Source organism: Synechococcus lacustris str. Tous (genome assembly GCF_003011125.1).
Taxonomy (GTDB): Bacteria; Cyanobacteriota; Cyanobacteriia; order PCC-6307; family Cyanobiaceae; genus Synechococcus_D; species Synechococcus_D lacustris.
Map to the genome: position 1 here is coordinate 1 of NZ_PXVC01000095.1, position 6165 is coordinate 6165.

Below are 6165 nucleotides of genomic sequence, written 5' to 3' on the forward strand. Positions count from 1 at the left end.
CATACCTGCTGGCATTGCCCAGCTGCCATCACTTTTAAGGAAAGCAGGAACAGTTGGATCAGCAGCTGGAACACCACCATGACTTGTACCGCCAAGCCAACGGGCAACAGTCCAAGTTTCTTGCGTTTGGCCGTCGTAGTTATTGCCAACTAAGCCAACGCCAGGAATTAATGGCTTAAGAACAGCAGGGCCAATACCACCACCACCTGAGCCACCACCACCAGAATCTGGATTAGATGGTGGTTGCCAGATTGAGCAGCCAGCAAGCGATAGTTTGAGCTCCGCACTAATTGCTTCTGCATCCTTTATGAATATCACCTTTACTTTATGTTCTTTTCTTTCTGCGTAGGTGTGCGTATGGCGACCGTTACCCCAATCAAGCGTTTCAGTTATGCCATCACCCCAGTTAATATCAACTGTTTTTGCTGGTGTTACAGCGCTATTAATGATTAGCTCAATAACATAAGAGTAAACACCATTTAACTTTGCTGGAATATCAAGCCATGAGAGTTCTAATTTATCAGCSGGAACATTASCGCGMGTGTARCCAATATTTTCCCAGCGTTTTACTTCATTTGGTGGCACCCAAACATTKTCRCCAGGGCAACCAGCAGGAACGACTAAACGAATCTGCGTTGGCCTAACGCCAGCAGTTGTTAGTTCTGGTAAGCGGAGATCAKGCATCTGTRGGCACGCTTGGTTCAAGCAGCAAGTCCGTTACCAATACAGGTARCGGTTCATCTGCTGTTGCCGAGATGGTGCTTGCCCCACTGGGGTTGGCCCCTGTRGGGTTTTCGTTTGTGGGGCTGGGGGTGGAGCTCACACGTTTCTTGCGGGGAGCTGATGTAACCGTTGGTTCTGTTGTCCAGCCGAGTTCGAGCCAGCCAGCGAGATGTACAGGCCAGATGAATCTGTGCTGCGCACCTTTATAAATACGCACCTGACCCAAGGGGCCGAGACCCAAGGGGCCGAGTGCAGGACTTTCAGCTGTCATCAAGCAGCAATCGTTGCGGTTAATCCAACGTGCATTCCCTCTGGTGTTGTTGGTAGCACCTCTGCTTTTGCAAAACAAACAGCAGGGAAGTCCAGATCAGCTAGATCAGCTGCATCAAGCGTGATGTTGTGACCACACAAATACGCTTCTACCCGACCACCTTCTGATGGCAATGCAACAGTTGTTGCAACCACCCAGGTGCCAATAGTTCCATCGCGCAGCAAGGGCGCAAAAGATACCTTTACTTCAATTGGCATTTCACTGCCAGGGTTATTTGCAACAAGAGCAAAACGAGATGCTGCATCAAGTTTTGTTTGCAGCATTACCTCTTCTCCTGATAGGTAAGTGCGTTCGCTATTGCGGATAGCACTACGGTTTGTCCAGCCCACCAGGGTGGTTTCAGCATCGATTAACGGGTTGCCGTTTCCATAGTTCATGGTGTGTCTCCTTATGCCCCAGCAGGGCTGATGTTGAATAAACGACCAGCAGCKCGGYTTTGCAAWACAGCAAAGCCCACATACCAATCCACGCGGGTGCGAAATACWGGWGCATCAGGYACTTCACCTAGATCCCTTACTGAAATGCCATAACGACCTTGAAAAGGTCCTTGCAAWCCWSTYACGCCTTGATCACCAAAAGTGCAGCAATAAATAGAACTGGTGCCACCTGCTTCGTCATAACCCATTACTTCGATGCCTTGGGCATCGCGATCAACCGTAACGATGTCGCAATCTTGGTAGCGATGCACCGTCATTCCAAATGAATTTGTGCTCGTTTGATACACACCACCAATTGAATTACGAGCTAAACCATTTAGTTGGCGTCGCATCGCCTTACTCATTACCAGCACCTTGCCAGCGCCATAGGCATTAACAGAATCGATCAGTTCATCAAGCCGATCAAAATTCAAGCCAGCACCACCAACAGCAGCATTAGCGCTGTTATCAAATGCCATTGCATCACCTGGTGGCAGACGCTTTGAAAGGCCATCAAAAGCACGTGGATTKGCGCTGCTATCACCATTGATCACCGTTGCTTCTAGCGTTAAACGCATAGAACGCACCTTCATTTCAACCTGACTTGCCCTTGCTTCTGGGCCCATCAAATCAACKATCGAGCGATCTACATCAACGTCACCACCAAAAAGGTGTACTGCTTCTGCCCTTTGATCAACAACGCCATAACTTTGGCTATAGCCCTCATTAACAGCGCGGAAACCAACGGAAGGCAGTTCCTGTTCAGCAGAATAAAAAAGGCCGCTACCGGCAATATTCATAAATGGCAGCCGGGCAAGCAGTTCGCCCTCAGAAAAGGTCTTAAGCACTGCTAAATGCTCAAGCCGGTTTTCATACTTAGCTGCCTCAATAAGAGTGAGGCCCATCGYTGATCTAAAACACTTGGTCCCTAGCTATTGCCGCAGGGCACGTGTGGACAAGCTCTATTAGGGCCCTATTGGCCCTAAAGCCAACTGCGATAAGCACTACGCAAGTTTCTAGCAGCTGCTTTTTGTTTTGCACTGCCAAATTGCGGGCTAGTTCCATTACGCCGCCTGCGCACCCAACTGCCTTTACGTATTAGAGCAACATCAGCAGCTACTGCCCGCTGCGCAGAAGCAATGGAGCCGTAACCCTTTTTCTTTTGCTTAGCAGCAAGACGCCTTGCCTGAGCAACACCCGTGGCATTCACAACCGTTGCAGTTGATCTGCGCTRCCAGAAAACGAGGTAATACAYATAACCAATTGCCGCACTTACATACCCATAGAGCCAAGACCCACGTAGGCGATTTGCTGGCTTGCTCCATGATCCGCAGCGGGCAAGGGCTGCGCAAGTTGGCCTCTAGCCAACCCTTGCCTTGCGCTGCGGTTATGGGCTGCGCCCATCACATCTATTTCAATGGCCACTAAAAGCGATCCATTTGCTCTTATTGATTCCTGCCATAAGGCATTGCAAGCGGTATTACGCAACTCACAACAGCAGCCGATTCAGCGCCTATGGATTGATCATCCCTATGGAGAAGAAGAGCTTTGCTTGCTAGAAGAAGAGCTGCTGCCTGCCATGGAAGCGATATTAAAGCGGGTAGATGAAATTGATAAAGCCGTTGAGGCAAATCAAGCAGCAGCAATCAGCCCAGTTGAATGGCAACGCATCTGGGATATCACTAGCCWTTAGCACTAGTGCTCCACTGGGGTTAGCGACTAATGCTTGCCCCACTAAGAGCATGGCCACTTGGTGGCGCTTTTTTTTGCGCTAGTTGAATTGCTGCTTGCAAAACAGCAGCTTTTATTTAGSTCTTGTTTATTACTTGCATAGTGGTAGGTTATTGATGCAACAAATCGATTAGCTCATGCTCACTGGATCAGAACTACTGGCGGCTGTTAAGGAATTTGGCGACGGCTCTAAATCTGCTCTGGTTAAATCCTGCGGTTACGTAAGCAAAAAAAAGGATGGCTCCGACAGGCTTAATTTCACCGCCTTCTATGAGGCATTGCTAGAAGCTAAAGGTGTGAACCTTGGTGATGGCGGCCAGGTAGGTAAAGGTGGCCGCAAGCTCAGCTTTGTTGCAACCGTACAAGGAAATGGCAATTTATTGATCGGTAAGGCCTACACGGCAATGCTTGATCTAAAGCCCGGCGATGATTTTGATATCAAGCTTGGCCGTAAGCAGATTCGCCTCAAGCCAGTTGGAAGCACAGAAGAAGAAGAAGATTGATCTGTTAACGCTTCAATCCACTTGCCGGTAGCAAAAGCAATAACGGCCGTTTGCTACTAGGCAATTATTCAGGTTCCTTCTGGATTTAATTATTCAGATGGAACCTGATTTTTTGTTTCTTGCCACCAGAACTGCTGATCTTGCATTGCAGCAAGCACGCTGATGCCTTTATTGCAGGTGCTGTTCGCGCCCTATCAGGTGCTTGTAGATCTCATGCCATCTGACGAATCAGATTTTGTCCATACCTAGCGCCAACAGCTCAATTTCCAAGCAAAACTGTGAGGTCTGTTTCAGCTAATGGCCCGCCTAGAGATGCAACTAGAGCTATCTGAGGCAGCTATTGCTGATCTCCCCCAGGCATTAGAGCARTCAGCGTTGGAATTAAATGCCCAGTTGTGCTGGCCTGATCCCCATAATGCCAGCATTGCCTYRATGCTTAGTAAAAGCAATTTATTGGTGCGGATCCTTGTTGAACTAAACAGTGCTGGTAAATGCGTATTGCTTTGCAGCAGTTCAGAAGGGATGGGTAATCGGGCACCACTAACAACAGCTGTACTAGAGCAGCTGCTTGCAAGCCTTAAAAAGCAGCTGCCAGAACTCTCGCTTAGCTATCGCTCAGACCTTGATGGCCCGATCCGAAAGCCGAGCAGCAGCACTTAAAAGCAGCCGTTAACAGCAGTGATCAGCACTGCTAAACAGAGCTGCAATTCACAGCAGGCCAGTAGTTTTCAACAGTTTTTCCACAGCCTGCAGGGCTCTTTTRTGAGCGTGCAGCAGGTATTGCAGGCGACATCTGGGAAAAGCTCTTTCCCCTTGACAGCAAGCAAAAGCAAGTGATTGCCTGATTTTTGCGCTGGCTTAAAAACTGGTAAAGGCCTGCTGCTGCTTGATTTTGTTGTTTTTTATACAAGCGATGCATTTTTTATGGCTGCTTTGACGGCAGCAGGGCGGGTGTGCGCTGATGGATGCAGTGATCGCTTGTGCGTTGAATGGTTGTGGCTCCAGATTTGATGCAAGCCCATGTGAGTGTGGAAAACGAATTTCCAGAAGATTTATTCAATGCAATGGCAGTTTTTATCCAAAAACACCCTGAATGGGATCAATACCGCCTGGTCCAAGCGTCGGTGGCAGCATTCCTATTTCAGCAGGGCAGCAAGGAACCAGCGGTAGTACAGCACTACCTAAATGGTTTATTCCAACGGCCACGGCAAACCCAGGCACAAGTCCAACAAAGGTGACTTCTTTTTAATGCAGAAGGGGGGCGTTCTCTAGGCCAAGGGTTTCAAACAACAATCCCTATTACGAATCGTTATTTAGCACCGTTAAATACCGGCCTGATTACCCCACTCCGCCATTCAGCTTCATATCCAAAACSCTGGAGCAGATCAATTCGTTGCTGGAAACAACCTGTTTTGATTTGGATTAATGAACCAATAGCAACCCAGCAAACAAGCCTSWAAGTAAMYTTGGCAARGWAKGCATAAMACGCTTCCAAAAGGTGACATCTGTCCTAGCAGCTGCCGCTCACCGGGGATACGCAAGCAGCCCAGCCCCTATTCAAGTAATCCAACTCTTCCTTGAATAAGCTCAAGGTGTATTGAAGGTTAAGCGCAGGGAGCAAGATCCTTAGGTCTCGGTCATGAGCATCACAGAAAAGGCTGCCAGAAGTAAGCGCAAATAATGAATGTAGAAAGCAGTTTTTAATGGCTTTTTGGTTCTAATCTATAGGTTAATTTAAACGCCAGCACATGTTTGCATTGGGAAATCTCGAACGTTTTGGCGCTAATCGCCTCCGTAAGGCCCGCCTTCAACGCATCAAACTACTACTGCGCGTTTTTTCACTGGTGGCACTCATAGCTGCCGCCAAAGTGGCAGTCCATCGATTTGGGTGGGAGGTGATTCAGCTGAATCCACTGTTTACAACATTGGTAGCGTCAACAGTTTTCCTATTGGGTTTTTTACTTAACGGTGTACTTGCTGATTACAAGGAGAGTGAGAAAYTACCAGCTGAACTGGCAACTGGATTGGAAGTACTCAGCTTGGAAATTAAAGCAATTTCAATACAATATCCAGATAGCGATGGATATTTTGCAGCTACCGAGATAACATTTTTTGCTGAAACAATTGTTGAATGGCTGTTGAATCGGGTTTCAACCTCTGACTTGTTAAAGCAATATTATCCTTGCCATAGGGCAGTTGTTAAAGCAGCTATTTTACTCAAATCAGACCCTCCTCTAAAAGCAAGATTACTAGGGGAAATGGCAGCTATCTTAAAGCTAGTAAATCGAATTGAAACAATTCGGGAAACATCATTCGTAAAATTAGTATACTGGCTGGCATATGCAGCAATTGGGCTTTTATGTGGAGGATTAATACTTATGGAAAACACAAGACTGCATGAGGCAATATTTTTCATTGTGGTAATTAGTTTGATGATGATATTCCTGATAAGCTTGATTGG

The 6165-nt window shown here is 47.4% G+C and carries 10 protein-coding genes; 5 read left to right on the top strand and 5 right to left on the bottom strand.

Annotated elements, in window-relative coordinates; genetic code table 11:
* From C7K08_RS12190 to C7K08_RS12210, 5 genes are all read right to left on the bottom strand, one after another.
* The coding region (locus tag C7K08_RS12190) for a hypothetical protein (protein WP_206603849.1) at positions 1-684 on the bottom strand (684 nt) is incomplete at its 3' end.
* Positions 677-994, bottom strand: a complete 318-nt coding sequence (locus C7K08_RS12195; RefSeq protein ID WP_106500863.1) for a hypothetical protein — start codon at positions 992-994, stop codon at positions 677-679. The genes C7K08_RS12190 and C7K08_RS12195, both read right to left, overlap by 8 nt.
* On the bottom strand, positions 994-1431 hold the full coding sequence (locus C7K08_RS12200) for a hypothetical protein (protein WP_106500864.1): 438 nt from the start codon (positions 1429-1431) through the stop codon (positions 994-996). Before C7K08_RS12200 ends, C7K08_RS12195 begins: the two co-directional genes overlap by 1 nt.
* A gap of 11 nt (positions 1432-1442) precedes the next feature.
* Positions 1443-2375, bottom strand: coding sequence for a major capsid protein (locus tag C7K08_RS12205; protein ID WP_106500865.1), 933 nt, complete (start codon positions 2373-2375; stop codon positions 1443-1445).
* A gap of 77 nt (positions 2376-2452) precedes the next feature.
* A complete protein-coding gene (locus C7K08_RS12210) occupies positions 2453-2680 on the bottom strand; it encodes a hypothetical protein (protein ID WP_106500866.1) in 228 nt (75 codons plus the stop codon).
* A gap of 207 nt (positions 2681-2887) precedes the next feature.
* Between C7K08_RS12210 and C7K08_RS12215 the strand changes: the two genes are divergently transcribed.
* The 5 genes from C7K08_RS12215 to C7K08_RS12240 all read left to right on the top strand — a co-directional run.
* On the top strand, positions 2888-3163 hold the full coding sequence (locus C7K08_RS12215) for a hypothetical protein (RefSeq protein WP_106500867.1): 276 nt from the start codon (positions 2888-2890) through the stop codon (positions 3161-3163).
* A 175-nt stretch (positions 3164-3338) separates the two neighbouring features.
* Positions 3339-3704, top strand: coding sequence for an AbrB family transcriptional regulator (locus C7K08_RS12220; RefSeq protein ID WP_106500868.1), 366 nt, complete (start codon positions 3339-3341; stop codon positions 3702-3704).
* Positions 3705-4001: 297 nt separating this feature from the next.
* Positions 4002-4364 carry a hypothetical protein gene (locus C7K08_RS12225; RefSeq protein WP_106500869.1) on the top strand — a complete coding sequence of 121 codons (363 nt, stop codon included), beginning with the start codon at positions 4002-4004 and terminating at the stop codon, positions 4362-4364.
* 329 nt (positions 4365-4693) lie between these two features.
* Positions 4694-4942 carry a DUF2811 domain-containing protein gene (locus C7K08_RS12230; RefSeq protein ID WP_241537246.1) on the top strand — a complete coding sequence of 83 codons (249 nt, stop codon included), beginning with the start codon at positions 4694-4696 and terminating at the stop codon, positions 4940-4942.
* A 510-nt stretch (positions 4943-5452) separates the two neighbouring features.
* Positions 5453-6165, top strand: a 713-nt coding sequence (locus C7K08_RS12240) for a hypothetical protein (RefSeq protein WP_206603850.1), incomplete at its 3' end; no start/stop codon positions are given.